At 67.7% G+C, this 15589-nt stretch carries 18 protein-coding genes; 7 read left to right on the forward strand and 11 right to left on the reverse strand.

Annotation, left to right across the window (positions count from 1 at the left end):
• Positions 1-4 precede the first annotated feature (4 nt).
• The gene (gene ccsB / locus EDD33_RS13340; RefSeq protein WP_123391446.1) at positions 5-1054 is read left to right on the forward strand and encodes a c-type cytochrome biogenesis protein CcsB; all 1050 of its coding nucleotides are present in this window, start codon (positions 5-7) and stop codon (positions 1052-1054) included.
• A 145-nt stretch (positions 1055-1199) separates the two neighbouring features.
• Here the strand turns inward: ccsB and EDD33_RS13345 are convergent, their stop codons facing one another.
• The 4 genes from EDD33_RS13345 to EDD33_RS13360 form a co-directional block, all read right to left on the reverse strand.
• Positions 1200-2273 (reverse strand): cation diffusion facilitator family transporter, encoded by a 1074-nt coding sequence (locus tag EDD33_RS13345; protein ID WP_123391447.1) that lies wholly within the window; start codon positions 2271-2273, stop codon positions 1200-1202.
• Positions 2273-2641 (reverse strand): ArsR/SmtB family transcription factor, encoded by a 369-nt coding sequence (locus EDD33_RS13350; protein ID WP_246003508.1) that lies wholly within the window; start codon positions 2639-2641, stop codon positions 2273-2275. Before EDD33_RS13350 ends, EDD33_RS13345 begins: the two co-directional genes overlap by 1 nt.
• Before the next feature lie 78 nt (positions 2642-2719).
• Positions 2720-3349 (reverse strand): maleylpyruvate isomerase family mycothiol-dependent enzyme, encoded by a 630-nt coding sequence (locus tag EDD33_RS13355; RefSeq protein WP_246003509.1) that lies wholly within the window; start codon positions 3347-3349, stop codon positions 2720-2722.
• Between the two features lie 68 nt (positions 3350-3417).
• Positions 3418-3633 (reverse strand): hypothetical protein, encoded by a 216-nt coding sequence (locus EDD33_RS13360; RefSeq protein WP_123391448.1) that lies wholly within the window; start codon positions 3631-3633, stop codon positions 3418-3420.
• Positions 3634-3695: 62 nt separating this feature from the next.
• Between EDD33_RS13360 and EDD33_RS13365 the strand changes: the two genes are divergently transcribed.
• The 4 genes from EDD33_RS13365 to EDD33_RS13380 all read left to right on the forward strand — a co-directional run bounded on the left by EDD33_RS13365 (position 3696) and on the right by EDD33_RS13380 (position 7776).
• The gene (locus tag EDD33_RS13365) at positions 3696-4196 is read left to right on the forward strand and encodes a hypothetical protein (RefSeq protein WP_170169821.1); all 501 of its coding nucleotides are present in this window, start codon (positions 3696-3698) and stop codon (positions 4194-4196) included.
• Positions 4197-4299: 103 nt separating this feature from the next.
• Positions 4300-4854, forward strand: a complete 555-nt coding sequence (locus tag EDD33_RS13370) for a DUF305 domain-containing protein (protein ID WP_123391450.1) — start codon at positions 4300-4302, stop codon at positions 4852-4854.
• Positions 4855-5066: 212 nt separating this feature from the next.
• A complete protein-coding gene (locus EDD33_RS13375) occupies positions 5067-5312 on the forward strand; it encodes a DUF2933 domain-containing protein (protein ID WP_123391451.1) in 246 nt (81 codons plus the stop codon).
• 100 nt (positions 5313-5412) lie between these two features.
• Positions 5413-7776, forward strand: a complete 2364-nt coding sequence (locus tag EDD33_RS13380) for a heavy metal translocating P-type ATPase (protein WP_246003510.1) — start codon at positions 5413-5415, stop codon at positions 7774-7776.
• 224 nt (positions 7777-8000) lie between these two features.
• On the opposite strand, the gene EDD33_RS13385 is transcribed toward EDD33_RS13380, so the two are convergent.
• The 5 genes from EDD33_RS13385 to EDD33_RS13405 all read right to left on the reverse strand — a co-directional run bounded on the left by EDD33_RS13385 (position 8001) and on the right by EDD33_RS13405 (position 11885).
• Positions 8001-8660, reverse strand: a complete 660-nt coding sequence (locus tag EDD33_RS13385) for a hypothetical protein (protein ID WP_123391454.1) — start codon at positions 8658-8660, stop codon at positions 8001-8003.
• Between the two features lie 6 nt (positions 8661-8666).
• Positions 8667-9407 (reverse strand): ATP-grasp domain-containing protein, encoded by a 741-nt coding sequence (locus EDD33_RS13390; RefSeq protein ID WP_123391455.1) that lies wholly within the window; start codon positions 9405-9407, stop codon positions 8667-8669.
• Positions 9408-9409: 2 nt separating this feature from the next.
• Complete coding sequence (locus tag EDD33_RS13395; protein WP_123391456.1) at positions 9410-9832, reverse strand: glycoside hydrolase family 18 protein; 423 nt, start codon at positions 9830-9832, stop codon at positions 9410-9412.
• Positions 9833-10569: 737 nt separating this feature from the next.
• Positions 10570-11499, reverse strand: a complete 930-nt coding sequence (locus EDD33_RS13400; RefSeq protein WP_148077091.1) for a M56 family metallopeptidase — start codon at positions 11497-11499, stop codon at positions 10570-10572.
• Positions 11500-11507: 8 nt separating this feature from the next.
• A complete protein-coding gene (locus tag EDD33_RS13405) occupies positions 11508-11885 on the reverse strand; it encodes a BlaI/MecI/CopY family transcriptional regulator (protein ID WP_123391458.1) in 378 nt (125 codons plus the stop codon).
• Positions 11886-11952: 67 nt separating this feature from the next.
• On the opposite strand from EDD33_RS13405, the gene EDD33_RS13410 reads away from it, so the two are divergent.
• Positions 11953-12708: an N-acetyltransferase gene (locus tag EDD33_RS13410; RefSeq protein WP_148077092.1), complete on the forward strand. Its 756-nt coding sequence runs from the start codon at positions 11953-11955 to the stop codon at positions 12706-12708.
• A 1013-nt stretch (positions 12709-13721) separates the two neighbouring features.
• Here EDD33_RS13410 and EDD33_RS20090 read toward each other — a convergent pair.
• Positions 13722-13865 carry a hypothetical protein gene (locus EDD33_RS20090; protein WP_170169823.1) on the reverse strand — a complete coding sequence of 48 codons (144 nt, stop codon included), beginning with the start codon at positions 13863-13865 and terminating at the stop codon, positions 13722-13724.
• 71 nt (positions 13866-13936) lie between these two features.
• On the reverse strand, positions 13937-14395 hold the full coding sequence (locus tag EDD33_RS13420; protein WP_123391462.1) for a hypothetical protein: 459 nt from the start codon (positions 14393-14395) through the stop codon (positions 13937-13939).
• Positions 14396-14537: 142 nt separating this feature from the next.
• Here EDD33_RS13420 and EDD33_RS13425 point away from each other — a divergent pair, with 142 nt between their 5' ends.
• On the forward strand, positions 14538-15548 hold the full coding sequence (locus tag EDD33_RS13425; RefSeq protein WP_123391463.1) for an iron ABC transporter substrate-binding protein: 1011 nt from the start codon (positions 14538-14540) through the stop codon (positions 15546-15548).
• The last annotated feature ends 41 nt before the right edge of the window (positions 15549-15589 follow it).

The following is a 15589-nucleotide window of genomic DNA, read 5'->3' on the forward strand; positions in this document are numbered from 1 at the left end:
TTGCATGAACACACTGCAGTACGAGCTCATCAGTAACCAGGCTGTAGCCGCATGCGGAGCTGCGTACTTCTTGGCGCTCATCCTCAACATCGCCTGGTGGGCCGCCACCCGGCGGGAGCACGCCAGCGCTCCAGCGCTAGAAGCGGCGACGTCAGGCGCTCGGGCAGGCATCGGGTCACCGCCTCGCCCAGCGAGTCCGGCGCCTGACACCGGTCCTGGGGCCCGGACCGCGGGCCGACGGATCGAACACGTCGGCCTGGCCGTCACCGTGGCGGCGTGCGTACTGCACCTCGCCGCTGTACTGACCCGAGCGCTCGCGAACGACCCGGTCCGGGTGCCCTGGGGCAACATGTATGAGTTCACGCTGACGAGCAGCTTCGTCGCCGTGCTGGGGTTCTTGGTGCTGTACCGACGACACCAGTTGTCCTGGCTGGCTCCTGTCGTCAACGGGTTCGCCGTCGTGACGCTGATGATCAACGTGCTGTTCCTCTATGAAGTGCCGGTGTCGCTGCAGGACTCCCTGCAGTCGCCGTGGCTGGTCATTCACGTAGTCGCCGCGGTCATCGCCACGGGAGCCTTCACGCTGGGCTCGATGTGCTCCGTCTTGTACCTCGTGAAGTTGCGGTGGCTATCTCACAACAGCACGGGAGACGAGCGCACCGGCTACCTGGCGCGAGTGCCCGACCTGGTGACACTGGACCGGATCGCCTACCGCCTGCACGCCTTCGGTTTTCCGATATGGACGTTCGCGGCGCTCATCTCGGGACCGATCTGGGCCTACTACGCCTGGGGTCGTTACTGGGGGTGGGATCCCAAGGAGGTCTGGGCGTTCATCACGTGGGTGGTGTACGCCGGCTACCTCCACGCTCGCGCCACGGCCGGGTGGAAGGGTCGCAACTCAGCTGTCATTGCCCTGGTCGGGCTAGCCACCTTGCTCTTCAACTTCATCGGCATCAACTTCTTCTTCGGCAACGGCAGCCAGCACTCGTACGCTGCTCCCGCGCTCCTGCCCGCGGCAGCGGCACCTGCGAGCGCAGGGTCAGGCCACGGGTGAGTCCGTGGCAAGAGCGAGGTCGGGCCTGTCCAGCCTCCGCGCCCGATGAAAAGGCGTCAGGACGTGCCGTTAGGCGCAGACTCCGCCGCAGCGAGCTCGCCGGTCGCGGCATTAGGTCGTAAGCCGCCGGCTAGGCGGTGAGTCCTCACAGCGACCCGTCTAGGTGACGATCCAGGACCTCGTGGTGGTCCACGCCGGGTGCTTCGCGAGGGCTGAAGTGGATGGTGACCGCTGCCAGCTTCGGGATCTCGTGCAGCAGACGGTGGTGCGCGTCGGTGGCGATGTCGTGGGCGGTGACGAGGTCGAGGTGCTCGGCGACGACGATCCCGGCCTCGGCGGTGATGCGGTGATCGATCCAGCGGAGCCGGAGGTGCTCGGTGTCCAGGACGCCGGGGGTCGCAGCAAGGGTGGCGGTGGCCTCGTGGGTGAGCTCGGGGTCCACGGCGTCCATCAGGCGGCGGTAGATGTCGGTCGCGGCCCCGCGCAGGACGGCGAGGATGGCGACGGTGATGAGGAGCCCGATGAGGGGGTCGGCGAGCGGGAACCCGGCGAGCACCCCGAGCGCACCGCCCACCACCGCGAGCGAGGTGAACCCGTCGGTGCGAGCGTGGAGACCGTCCGCGACGAGAGCGGCTGACCCGATCTTGCGGCCCACGCGGATGCGGTAGGAGGCGACGAGCTCGTTGCCTGCAAACCCGATGATCCCTGCCGCCACGACGACCCAGGGGTAGGTCAGCGGGGCGGGGTCGATGAGGCGGCGGACCGACTCGTAACCTGCGACGGCGGCGGATGCGGCGATCATGAGCACGATGAAGATCCCGGCGAGGTCCTCGGCGCGTCCGTAGCCGTAGGTGTACCGGTCGTTGGGACGGCGACGACTCAGGGCGAATGCGATCCACAACGGGACCGCCGTGAGGGCGTCGGAGAAGTTATGGATGGTGTCGGCCAGGAGCGCGACTGACCCGGTCACCACCACCAGTACCGCTTGTGCGATGGCAGTGACCCCGAGCACGACGAGGCTGATCTTGACCGCTCGGATGCCCTCGGCGCTGGCTTCGAGGGCAGAGTCGACGGAATCAGCGGCGTCGTGGCTGTGCGGCTTGAACAGGTCGGCGAGGAAGCCTCTCAGCCCGCTGTGGTGAACATGCCCGTCGTGCCCCTGGTCGTCGTGGTGAGCGATATCGCCAGGCTGGTGGTGGTCGTCGTGTTCGGCGGGCATCAGTTCGGTCCTCCTCGGTGTTGGGCGCCGGCGGGCTCGGTGGCAGGCAAGTGGTGCAGCGGAACCCCTGGCCCGGCGTGCTCTGCGTTGTGGAGGGCGTCGGCCACGAGCTGGTGGACGTGGTTGTTGGCGAGCCGGTAGTAGACGTAGCTGCCTTGCCGCCGCGTGGTCACCAGGCGCGCCATACGCAGCTTCGCCAGGTGTTGTGAGACCAGCGCCTGGGGTTTGGATACGGCATCGGTGAGGTCACCGACGGGGGCTTCCCCGCCGGCGAGGACCCACAGGAGCTTGATGCGGGTCGCGTCAGCGAGCATCCGGAACACCTCGACGGCAAGGTCGACCTGCTCCTCGTCGGGTAGCCGCGGCAACCCTGCCGACCTATATGCGCTTATGCGCACATAGTGACACAGCCCCCTGCCGCGTCCCTTCCGGGCGGCGGGGGTCGGTCAGCGGATGCGGCCACTCAACGTGGGAAGGCCCTCGCCGCCCAACTCATCCAACGCATCCACGCGACCGGCGACTGCCATGAGCAGCGCTTCTCCGGGGCCGCACACATCGAGGCCTTCACCTCTGGTCCAGTCGACGTCAGTGGCGATCAGCCGCAGTCCTCGGCTGTTGTTCTTCGACGGCAGGGTGGGTGCGCTGAGCGAAAAGTCCAGGACGGGGACGAGCCGGTGCTCGGGAATGACGCGTGGCTGGCCGAGTGCGCGCCGGATGTCCTGGTGGTGGATCGTGCCGTCCGTCAGCGCGATGCCGCCCTTGAAACCGGCCGAGAGTCCGCGCGGGCGGCGATTGCGGGCGACAAGGTCGATGATCTGGTCGGCGTCGAGTTGTCGGTACCTGGCGAGGACGACCTCGTTGACCTTACTGGGGCGCAACCCGCCACGGGCGAATGCCCCCACGGTCTGGGTCCTGGACAGCTCGTCGTAGCTGACGACGTGGGTGGCGACGTCACGCACGCGCCAGCCTGCACATAGTGACTGGGCTTCCCACTGGGCGGCGGTCAGTTCGCGCAACAGGGCAAGAAGGTCGGCTCGCTCTTCTTCAGCGACCGACATCAGGTTGGGCTTGCTCACGACACCTCCGATGGGTTCCGACAGGCAAGGGCCTGCCCCGAGCCCGAATGGTGACTACCAGGATGGCCCTAGACGACCGGGCGGTCATCCTGGCGCCATTCTGCGATTGCGACGCGGCACTTCTCCGCCTGCTCGGCGTCATCGGGCAGGTGGAGGTTGACCGTCATCGAGTTCGGCACGTCGACCCACCGGGCAAAGGTGAGGGTGCCGCCGTTGCGGCGCAGCGCATGGATGAGGGGACCGAGGTCGCGTCCGGGCTCGGGGGCAAAGTTCTCCACAGCCATGGGCGGCAGCGTAAGCCCAGAGTCAACGCTCGGATGCAGGTGTGACACCTAGACTCGGGGCTGTGGATGGTCACATTGGGCGTCGAACTGCAGCGCGTCGCGCGCTGTGGGTGGCAAGCCTGCTGTTGACGCTCGCGGGGCTGTTCGGTATGCACGGCCTTGGCAACCACGCTGCTAACACCCACGGCAGTCACGCCACCGGATCGGCGGCACCGGCTGCCGCCGCCGACGTCATGGCGATGCCGAGCATGGACGCCGGCCTGAGCGACCCTTCGCACGCCGTGGCAGATGTAGCCGGTGGCGCGGTTGCGGCCGTGACGTTGCCCGTGATGGTGGAGGCGTCTGCGCCGTGGGAGCCCACGGGCGGCGGGATGCTGATGGGTGCCGCCGGGATGTGCATGGCGGTGCTGTTGCTCTCGCTCATCGCGATGGCCGTCTACCTGCACGCCAGTCGGTCGCGCCCGGTCGCGTTCCTGACCGCCCGCCCTACGTCTGCCCCGGCGACTCCGGGGCGTGACCCGGACCCGCCGTCCTTGTTCGTTCTGTCGATTCAGCGCTGCTGAGGGACGCCAGCGCGGACCCGCCGATAAAGCTCAGCGGGCGGTTCCGTGGCTTGCCCCTGCCCTCACACCGTTCGGACAGAACCAAGTACAGGAGAACCCACCCATGAAGCGACTTTTCAGCGCGCTCGCGCTGACCCTCATCGCCGTCCTCACCCTCGCCGCCTGCGGCAGCGGAAGCAGCGGCGGCAGTAGTAGCAGTGACTTCAACGACGCGGACGTGACGTTCGTCCAGGACATGATCCCGCACCACAAGCAGGCCGTACAGATGTCGAAGATGGCTGCCACGAACGCCTCAGCGCCAGAGGTGAAGGACCTGGCGAAGGAGATCGACGCGGCTCAGGGGCCTGAGATCGAGACCATGCAGGGCTGGCTCAAGGACTGGGACAAGTCCCAGGGCGGCTCGATGGGCGGCATGGGCGAGGGCGGCATGTCGGGAATGATGAGCGGCGGCGAGATGAAGTCCCTTCGTGCAGCGAAGGGTGCCGCGTTCGACCAGATGTTCCTGAACATGATGATCGCCCATCACACCGGCGCGATCGAGATGGCACAGGCCGAGCAGAAAGACGGCAAGAACGCCGACGCGAAGGCGCTCGCCGAAGACATCGAGCAAGCTCAGACCGACGAGATCGCCCTGATGAACAAGATCCTCGACTCCTGACCCTGCACCACCACGCACCGCACCGCGGCCACTCGACCCTTGCTGGGCGGGTGGCCGCAGTGCGTCCCCCTCGGGGGTGTCTGACCCCGTCACTCGTGGGGAAGGGTCCCGTCTGGTCAGGACCTGCGGCTCTCCCCGGTCTGCGACGAACGTTCGAGACTGGGCGCAAGGCAGCACTGTGTTGCCGCAACCAGGGGAGTCGAGTCGTCGAGATGAGCGCAAACAAGTACCTGCCGTACGCGGCTGCGGCGGTTGTCGTCGCCGGGATCGCTGTGTGGGCCGGTGCCCCGGCCTACCTCCTTCTCGTGCTCATCTGCCCGGTAGCCATGTTGTTCATGATGGCGTCGATGAGCGGCGGCAACGCCCAGCGCGACACCGGTTCCGGCGACATGCGACCAGGGTCGGACACCGCTACGCCGACCCCTGACGCTGCGCCCGAGCGCATCGACCAACCCTAGACGCGCCGTCCCGTCGACGGCCTCGCTCGGGCCGGGCGGTCGGATGGATTCAGGACTTCTGGCCCTTGACTCGATACCCCCTGGGGGTATGGTTATGGGTATGAGCCACACCCACCTGCCGCCGACCGCGCCCGCTCCTCACGCTGTGGTCGACCCGGTGTGTGGAATGCAGGTCGACCCCGCCGCCACCGACCACCACGCCGTCCAAGACGGGTACACGTTCCACTTCTGCTCAGCCCTCTGCCAGGGCAAGTTCACGGCCAACCCCGACCAGTTCCTCAACGGGGACATCGCCTCGGAGGCAGGGCACCCGAGCCACAGCGTGACGCCGAGCAACGAGCGGTCGGGCTCGGCGGACGTCGAGTACACGTGCCCGATGCACCCGGAGATCCGTCAGATGGGTCCCGGCCCCTGCCCCATCTGCGGGATGGCGTTGGAACCCGTCACCGTCACCGCGGACACCGGTCCGAGCGCGGAGCTGACCGACATGACCCGCCGGTTCTGGATCTCGCTGATCCTGAGCGTGCCGGTGATCGTGCTGGAGATGGGCGGTCACCTGGTCCCTGCCCTGCACGACGTGATCTCCCCGAAGGCGTCGGTGTGGACCCAGCTCGTCCTGGCGACCCCGGTTGTGCTTTGGGGCGGCTGGCCGTTCTTCCAGCGCGGTTGGGTCTCGGTCCGGACGATGAAGCTGAACATGTTCACGCTCATCGCGATGGGCACCGGCGTGGCCTGGCTGTTTAGCGTCATCGCCACCCTCGCCCCCGGGATCTTCCCCGACGCGTTCCGCGAGATGGGCACCGTGGACGTCTACTTCGAGGCCGCCGCCGTCATCACCGTCCTCGTCCTGCTCGGACAGGTCCTCGAGCTTCGTGCCCGCGAGCAGACCTCGGGTGCGATCAAGGCGCTGCTCGACCTCAGCCCGAAGACCGCGCACCGACTCAACACCGGCGGCTCCGAGGACGAGGTGGGCCTCGAGGAGGTGCAGATCGGTGACCGGCTGCGGGTCCGTCCCGGCGAGAAGGTCCCGGTCGACGGGACCGTCGCCACGGGCCGGTCCTCGGTCGACGAGTCGCTGGTGACCGGAGAGTCGATGCCGGTCACCAAGACCGGCGGCGACACCGTCATCGGCGGCACCCTGAACCAGACCGGAGCCCTGGTCGTGACCGCCGAGAAGGTCGGCCGCGACACCATGTTGGCCCGCATCGTGCAGATGGTCGCCGATGCCCAACGTTCCCGTGCCCCGATCCAGCGGATGGCTGACCGGGTCGCAGGCTGGTTCGTCCCCGCTGTCCTCGCCATTGCGGTGGTCGCGTTCGCGGTGTGGGCGCTCGTGGGTCCCGACCCGCGCCTCGCGCACGCCCTGATCGTCGCGGTCGCCGTGGTCATCATCGCCTGCCCGTGTGCCCTGGGCCTGGCGACGCCGGTGTCGATCATGGTCGGCGTAGGACGCGGAGCAGGGCTCGGTGTCTTGATCAAGAACGCCGAAGCGCTGGAGATCATGGAGAAGGTCGACACCCTCGTCGTTGACAAGACCGGCACCCTCACCGAAGGCGCACCCTCCGTCACCAACATCGTCACCGTTGGGTTCACCGAACATCACGTCCTGCGGCTCGCCGCAGCGGTCGAACGGGCCTCCGAGCACCCCCTCGCCCGCGCCGTCGTCAACGCCGCCGAGCAGGCGAACCTCACGCTGCCCGAAGTGACCAACTTCGACTCACCCATCGGCAAGGGCGTCATCGGGACCGTCGACGGCCACCGGGTCGTGATCGGGTCCGCCACGTTCCTCACCAGCCACGGGCTTGACACCTCTGCGTTGACCGAGCAGGCGGACCAGCTCCGTGGTGACGGGGCGACCGCCGTGTTCGTCGGCATCGACCACCAGGTCGCAGCCATTCTCGCCATTGCCGACCCCGTCAAGGCCACCACCCCAGCCGCCCTCAAGGCATTGCAGGCCGAGGGCATCGAGGTCGTGATGCTGACCGGCGACAACGCCGTCACCGCACAGGCCGTGGCCCGCGACCTGGGCATCGACCGGGTCGAGGCCGATGTCCTCCCCGACCACAAGAGCGACATCGTCAAGACGCTGCGCGCCGAAGGACGCGTGGTCGCAATGGCCGGGGACGGCGTCAACGACGCACCCGCCCTCGCCGCAGCCGACGTCGGTCTCGCGATGAGCTCTGGCACCGACGTCGCCATGGAGTCCGCCGGAGTCACCCTCCTGCGCGGCGACCTGACCGGCATCGCCACCGCCCGCACCCTGTCCAAGGCCACCATGTCGAACATCCGGCAGAACCTCGTGTTCGCGTTCATCTACAACGTCGCCGGCATCCCCATCGCCGCCGGGGTGCTCTACCCCGCCACCGGCTGGCTCCTCTCCCCCGTCATCGCCGCAGCAGCCATGGCCCTTTCCTCGGTCTCCGTCATTACCAACGCACTTCGCCTCAAGAGCAAGCGTCTCTGACCGAGCACACGTCTGTGTGATTCACCCGTGGAGGTGTCCGCGGGCCATTCGTCGCACGCCAGCAAGACTGCCCCAAGTCACTGCACTCCGTCTTGCCGTGAACTCACGCGAATGCGATGACGTGGCGGTTCAGGGTCTTCGCGCTCGCGAACGTGGGATCACCACTACCAAGTTCGTGAACACGCTTACCTCTTCACACCCGGGCAGCTGAGCCGCCGCTACGGCTACGAGTCAGGCAGTGTCGGGCGCATGAACAGCAACGTCCGCCCACGCCGCAGCGCCCGGACGGTGGCCGGGGCCAGAGTCCGCAGCGTCAGCAGGGGATGCCGCTCGCCGGGCTCCAGCGCGTCGAGCTTGACCGCGGCCCGCACCGCGGCGGCTTGCTCGTGCCACCTGGCCACGTCGGGGGCCACCACCATCGCGTGCCAGGCGATCCCGGAGACATCGATCGTGGCGACCACGCGGTCCCCGACGGCGGGCACACGCCCCCACCGGAGGAAACCGGGGACCGCAGCGGCTCGGTCGAGCCCACGCACGCGCACGACCCGCCCCACCCGGTCGCACACGCCCTGCACCTGGCCCGCGACCTGGGAGTCGTAATGCGCCCAATCAAGCCGCAGAGGCGCGGAGCTGCCATCGTCGAGGTACTGCTCGAGCGCTGCGTCGACGATGTCGATCCGGTGCAGCCATGAGTCGAAAGTAGGGTTGCCGCCCGCGAGGCGCGCCGCCACCTCGACCAAGCAGGGGCCGTCGTCGTCAACGATGCACTCCAGGTGGAACGGTGTACGCCGCACCCCGCTGGCCTCGAGCACGTGGCGGGCGTAGCCGGCCACCACGTCGAACTCCGGCTCGTGGGTGCGCACCACGCGCTGGGCGACCTCCACGTTGGATCAGCCGTTGATCTCCGAGCGCACGTACGCCCCGACGCGGGTGACGTCGATATGGCCGCGGGCATTGACCTGCCCGTTGACGAAGTACTCCTCCCCGTCGAGTCGCTCCTCCAGGAGCATCGGCCGGCCGTGTCCCTCCATGTGATCGGCGATCTCGGCGTCCGGGGTCGTGCGCTGGAAGAAGCCGATGGTCGAGTTGCCGTAGCCGTCGTTGGGCTTCAGCACGACTCGGTCCAGGTCCAGCTCGGACATTGCGGCGCGGGTCTGCGCGAGGTCAGCCACCAGGGCCGTGCGATTGATTCGCGGACCTCCCGGTACCCGAGCGAGCCTCTCCTTGAGAGCGCTCTTGTCACGAAACAGGGGCAGAACCTCTGGCTGCGCCCATGAGAGCCCCAGCAGGCTGGCGAGAGATGCGCAGGGGGCGACGGCCGGCTCCAGGTGGGGCACCACCGCCGCGACGTCGTGTCGTGCGGACAGCAGGTCGGCCGCACGGCGTATTCCGGAATGGTCCAGAGCGACGTCGTAGTGCGCCGAGACCGCATCGGTGCGTAGAGCAGGAAAGGCCCAGGCGTCAGAGCGTCGGGCGCGGCTGGTCCAGAGGCACACCGTACCGAGGCCTCGGGCCCGGGCCGCCTCGAGGAACGCGACCGCGTAGTCGTGGGTGGGATCGATGAGCACGATGTCGCGCCGCCCGTCGCCCTGCGCGGCGGGTATCGCCGACCCACCGGTCGCTCCGCTCACCCTCATCCCCGCAGCACTTCACTGAGGCGCTCGGACCATTCACTCGTCCCCGCCCGGCTTGCCTCCCACAGGTAGCCCCCGCGGATGCCGGGGTAGGTGGCTTTGATGCGCTCCACCGCGGTGACGCACTCCTCCACCGTCCAGTACGTGTCCCCGTCGCCGACCATCATGCCGACGCCGATCTTCGACTGCGGGATGCCGTCGGCGACGAGCTGGCCGACCCGGCTGACGGCGACCTCCGGAGTCACAACGTCGTCGTAGAACTGCTGCCCGATCATGTCCAGGGCATCCGCGTCGTTGAGGTGGGTCGCGAGGTGCCGGTACGAGTCGATGTTCGAACCGTTGGGGGCCAAGGTGACGGCGAATCGTGCGCCGCGCAGCTCTTTGAGCCGCGTCGAGATCCACACGACATCGGACTCGGGCATGGGGGTGTCCCCTCGACGTCCCAGTCGATGCCGTCCAGGGGAAGCATCTCGTTCAGCTCCATGATCCCTTGCACGAAGGCCCCGCGGTCGGCGAGGTGGACGTAGCCGTCGGCGCCGCCCACGGACACGACAATGCGCACACCTCGCTCCCGCAGCGCTCGCGCATCGGCGATGAACTGGGCCTGGGTCTGTGAACCCCAACCCACCAGGCGTGGCGTCTCCCCCTGGACGAACGCCAGGTTGACCACGTTGATCTCTGGGGGAAGCGCACCCAGGTCTGGCGATCCTGCCCCGGGAAACATCATGTGGTAGATCGCTTGCGCCTTGGGCGGGAACCCCATGGGTTCGGCGAGTGCGACGCCCTCCGGACCGGAGGCACTGGTCCTGGAACGACCGTCGAGCAGCGACGCCACCAGTACGACAACCGATGCGACAGCCAGCACCACTGCAAAGGGCCAGCGAGCTTTGGCCGAGCGCGCATCCGCCTCGGCGACGACAGCGTGGCCCACGTGTGGGGCCACCCTCCCCGCCTGTGCGCCTGGATCGTCCGGTGAACGGGCGGCCATCAGCGAGACACCGTTGGACGGCGGCTGGTCATCGACCAAGTCCGGCTCATGCTCAGTTTCTACACCATGTAGAAACAAACCGCGCGATGTTCTGCTAGCACCTCACCCCGCCGCGAGTCCTGGCAACAAGTGGGTTCCACATCATCGTGCTCCCGCCAGTAGGGAGCAGGATCAGATGGTGTGCGTGGAGTGTCCGAGAGCCAGACCCGGGAGGGCCATCAACATTGCCGGAACAGCAATCACCCATGCGCTGTACGTCGCGCGGACGAGGCGCTCGCTGTGCGTCACCACGACGTAGCCCGGATCGACGAGCCGCGTGATGCGCCGCCCGGTCGACGACGACCCCATGCCGAGAGCCGTGCGCGGGCCGGCATCGACGGACCCGAGTCGTAGCAACGCGAGGGCGACCGTTCTTGCCCCGCATTGACGTGCGGCCACGTCGTCCGCGTCGAGCTCGACCAACTCGGAGACCAAGGCCGCGAGTGGGGCGAACGCCCCGCACCAACCGAGCCGGCGCGACAGTCCGGTGGCCGCCATCACGAGAATGTGGTGACGCCGCGCGATGTGCGCCCGCTCGTGAGCCAGGGCTGCCGACAGCTCGACGCTGGACAGCGCGCTCATGGCTGCCGTGGTGACCACCACCCCGGGCCCCCGCCCACGAAGGCTCCAGATGCCCGCACGCGACGAAGCGACCACGACGACATCGTTGCCCAGCTCGGGACGGGCCCGTCCGGCTCCTCGGAGCGCGGCGTCGTGCGGGCGAGCCCGCCAGCAGCTAGCGGCAACGTCACCCACCACCAGGAGGACCGCGCCCAGGACAGTCGCGGCCGCCCACCACCACGAGGCGCCTGCCACTACCCCAGCGAAGGACTCGTGCAGCGCACCCATGTCTCCCTGAAGAGCATGGACCAGCGCAAACTCGATGACGTCGTGCGAGACCAGGAGCATGAGCCCAGCAACAGCACCACCAAAACCCAGGACTGCGCATCCCAGCAGCGTCAGTGCACAGATCGGGTCCCGGCGGGCCCAGTCACTGCCCTGGGCCGTACGAGGAACCCACCAGCCCGCAACGACAGCGTGCGCGACCAGAGCGAGCGTCACCCACGTACTCACTCGCGCGACCCGCCATCGCCCTCGGACTCGACTCCCAGAGCATCCAGCAACGCGCGCAGCTCACTTGCCTCGAGCTGACCGGCGAAGCTCAGCAGCGCCGCACTGCGATCGGGCGCTTCCTCCAACACTTGCGACATGAGGTGAGCGGAATACTCGTGCTCGGTAGCCGTCGTGGCGTACCGGTAGCTCCTACCCTCCCGAGACCTCGACACCCACCCCTTGTTGCGCAAGCGCTCGAGGACCGTGATGACGGTGGTGTAGGCAACCGCCTTTCGTTCACCCAGGTCCGCCACGACCTCATGCACCGTTGCGGGCCTATCCGCCTCCCACAGCGAAGTCATCACCCGCGCCTCGAGCTCTCCGAAAGATCGCATGCAGGCACTCTGCCATCGACGACATCGTCCAGCTTAGAAAATCGACGTTACCTGGTAACGTAGAGACGTGGTTGCTGAACCCGTCCGCCGCTCACAGCGACCTAACCATCGGCTGTACATACGGCCTGCCACCACCGACGACCTCGACTTCATGGTCGCCACTCAGATGAAGTCCACCAACGTCGGCACGCCGGGGCTGCTGGGCCGGTCCTACCTGCGGCGCTACTACCGCACGTTCATCTACAACCCGGCTTGCTGGACCCGAGTGGCCTATTGCGATGAGCACCCGGCCGGGTTCATCGTTGGCGTGCTTCGCCCCGCCGAGCGGTCTCGCACCATTCCACCCCGTCAGCGCATCGTGCTTCTCCTGCTCGGGTTGCGAGCACTCGTGATCCACCCCCGCCTGGTCCGCCTCCTGCTCGCGGAAGCCACCCGCAGGGTGCCCTCCAACGCCACCGGCAGCTTCCCCCTCATACTCGCCCGCATTCGGGACCCTTCCCGCGACGGGAGGTCGCGCTACGATGCTCCGCCGGCCACCCTGACCTACCTCACGGTCAGGTTCATCTACGAAGAGCTTGGTATCGGGACCCGTCTTGTCGAGACCTTCGAGGCAGCGGCCCTCTCTCACGATGTGACCACGGCGAACGTGATCGTGCCACCAGGCGACCTACCCGCGGAGGCGTTCTTTCGGATCCGCGGATGGTCACCAGCGCCAGGCTCGGAACCGACGGGCAGCGATTGCGCCCGCCAGCTCACCCGCAACCTCGCTCTCACGGCACCCGCAAGCGGGAGATCCGCGCCGGTCTGGGGTCGGCCGACCTGATGTGACGGCCCCATTCCAGGAGATGGGTCCACGACGACACCTCTGCATCAAGGCTGCTTCACATCGCTCCGCAATGGGACCAAGCTCATGCCTGAGCCCAGCCAACTGCCGCTGGCGACGAGCGCGTTCGCGGTTCAGTCGCGGGCCAACGGCGAGGTTCGACACTCGGGGCGGAACGCCCGCCGCCCAACAAGATCCAGCTGGGCCGACCGTGGCGGGATTTGATTTGACCTAACGGCCAGCGGTCGCAAACGTCAAGCCCGCGTCCATCTGGACGCCGGAATACAAGCAGGTCAGATGCTTGCACGCGAACCCGACGTTACCCAGAAATTGCGCAGCCCGACGCAATAAATGGTGACCAAGTGCGTCACGAGGACGAAACAATTCAAATCACGAACCGCCCCCGCCCTGCGTCTCCGCAGTTCAGAGGCGGTTCATCGGTCGGGCTGACAGGATTTGAACCTGCGACCCCTTGTCCATCTCCAGCGTCTGCATCGACTTTGCTCTGACTTTTACCTGACGCTCTGACCTGCGGAAAGTCTTCATCAGCCCGCGCTCACGCTTGCTACGTCGAGCGGATTCTCAACGGCTCTTGCCGTGATTGATGGTCAATCAATGCGCCACGGCATGACCCATCCACACTATGTCGCGGCGTCAATTCGGAGCGCTCTCACGATACGGGTGGCAGCGCGTACGGGAGCCTCGATGCAGACATTCTCTGCCACGCCACCATGCGCCAGTCCGCGGCTGGTCGGCGGCGCTAATGCCCGCCACTACGCGAGGCCGATGGCCGTAGCAGCCAGCGAGACCGTCAGAAGTGGCACGAACGACGGCCAGCGCCGAGCGGGCGGACGCTTCAGTTCCCTCTTTGTCATCAGGTCATCCGCTGGACCTAGGCGGCCCCCGCGCCTCTCGCAAGCGATACGGCCGTTGTCGCGGTCCAGGGTTTCCGTTGTGCCGCTCAGCGGCCGAGCAGCTACCCTCCGACGCCCACCGAGGGCCGGAGCATCAGCTCACGCGGCGGGCTGACGCCGCCGACGGACAAACCAGGCTGTCACCAGGGCCAACAACGCGAGGAACAGCAGCCAGCCATCGGGGCCCAGGCTGGCGACACTGGTCGCGAGGACCTGTTGAATCCTGGCGGCGGCATCGACCACGGAGTCGGTCGCCTCGGTGCCGGCCAGGACCCGCAGCCCCCACGCACCGTAGTACGTGACGTACGCGCCAGTCAGGACAAGGACTGCGCCACCGACGCGAGGCACCCATCGGCCGGTGCGGCGCAGCCTGGACACCAGGCCGCGGACGCCAACGCAGTGCCGACCGCCACCGTCCCGACGACCAGCCCCATCCCGAGCGCGTGCGCACCGAACAGGACCAGCCCACCCCAGACGTCGGTCCGCAACCCGGAGACGAGGACGGCCAGGAACGGGGCGATGGTGCACGACAGCGACGCGACGGCGTAGCTCGCGCCGAACCCAGCCATCGAGGCGAAACGCCGCCGCAGCGGCGCCGACCGGCGGCCCCCGTCACGGGCCATCGCCAGGCGGGGCAGTCGCAGGGTCCGTCCGGCCAGCAACCAGGCGCCGACGAGGACGATCACTGTTCCGAGAACGACGGTGAACCACGGCAACTGAGCCTGCAGTTGGGACGCGACGGATGCGAGGACGAGACCGAAGACAAGGAACACCCCCGCGAGTCCTGACGACCCCGCGCCCGTGGTGACGGCACCGCCCGGGTGGCCGACGTCGCATGCCGGACGCAAGACGGATGTCCGCCAACGAGACGCGTTGTTCTAAGGTTAGGCAGCCCTAACCCGAAGGATGGTCCCGATGCGTTGCTCACGACGACCGGTCGCCGCTCTGGCGCTCGCCCTCGCCGTTCCCCTGCTCGCCGCCTGCGGGGGTGAGGAGGAGCCGTCGCTGGTGGTCTACAACGCGCAGCACGAAGAGCTCATCGACGTGGTGGCCAAGGAGTTCACCAAGGAGACGGGCATCGAGGTCCAGCTGCGCAACGGCTCCGACCTCGAGCTCGGCAACCAGCTCGCCACCGAGGGGGACGCCTCGCCGGCCGACGTGTTCCTGACGGAGAACTCACCTGCGATGACCCTGGTGGACCAGAAGGGACTCTTCGCCGAGCTCGACGCGAGCACGCTCGACCAGATCCCTGAGCAGTACCGCCCCGCCGACGGGCAGTGGACCGGCTTCGCGGCCCGCTCCACGGTCATGGTCTACAACACCGACCAGGTGTCCAAGGACGAGCTGCCGACATCGATCATGGACCTCGCGAAGCCCGAATGGCGCGACCGGATCTCCTTCTCCCCCACCGGCGCCGACTTCCAGGCCATCGTCAGCGCCGTGCTGGCCACTCAGGGCACCGCGGCCACCCGCGACTGGTTGGCCGGACTGAAGACCAACGGCACCGTGTACGACGGCAACAACGTCGTCCTGGAGTCGGTCAACTCGGGCGAGAAGCCGGCCGGTGTGATCTACCACTACTACTGGTACCGGGACCAGGAGGAGTCGGGCGAGAACAGCGACTCCTCGCAGCTGCACTTCTTCGAGGACGGGGACCCCGGCGCGTTCGTCAGCGTCTCCGGCGCGGGCGTCCTGAAGTCCAGCGACGACGCGAAGGACGCCCAAAAGTTCGTCGAGTACCTCGTCAGCCCGAAGGGGCAGCAGGTCATCGCCGACAGCTACGCCCTGGAGTACACCCTCAACCCCGAGGTCGACCTCGGTCGCGACGTGCGCCCGCTGAGCGACCTGAGCCCGCCCGACGTCGACGTCTCCGAGCTCAGCAGCCCGGAGGTCACCGAGCTGATGCAGGAGGCAGGGTTCCTCTGAGCATCCGGCTGGAGGCCCGTCCATCGCGCGTCGGCAGCGGG

This window comes from Nocardioides aurantiacus, from assembly GCF_003752505.1.
Lineage (GTDB): Bacteria > Actinomycetota > Actinomycetes > Propionibacteriales > Nocardioidaceae > Marmoricola > Marmoricola aurantiacus.